At 68.6% G+C, this 424-nt stretch carries 1 pseudogene; it reads right to left on the bottom strand.

The window, feature by feature from the left end:
- Window positions 1-424: pseudogene (locus tag D7Y13_RS43525) on the bottom strand (excinuclease ABC subunit UvrA); the annotation flags it as partial.

Raw genomic sequence — 424 nt, 5'->3', positions numbered from 1 at the left:
GCCCTGGTCGCGCAGCTTCTTGAGAGTGCCGAGGAGGCGGTCGTTGTCGCGCTGGTGCAGGCCGATGGACGGCTCGTCCAGGACGTAGAGCACGCCGGTGAGGCCGGAGCCGATCTGGCTCGCCAGCCGGATGCGCTGCGACTCCCCGCCCGAGAGGGTGCCGGAATTGCGGCTGAGCGTGAGGTATTCGAGGCCGACGTTGTTGAGGAAGCCGAGCCGCTCCCTGATCTCCTTGAGGATGGCGCGGGCGATCTCGTTCTTCTGCTTCGTCAGCGCCTCTGGCACCGTCAGGCACCAGTCATAGGCGGCCTTGATCGACATCTGCACGACCTGCCCCGCGTGCAGCCCGCCGATCCTCACGGCCAGGGCCTCGGGCTTGAGCCGGTAGCCGCCGCAGGCGCCGCAGGCGCGGCTGTTCTGGTAC

It is taken from the genome of Corallococcus praedator (genome assembly GCF_003612125.1).
In the GTDB taxonomy this organism is placed as follows: Bacteria; Myxococcota; Myxococcia; order Myxococcales; family Myxococcaceae; genus Corallococcus; species Corallococcus praedator.
This window is presented reverse-complemented; position numbering and strand designations above follow the sequence as displayed.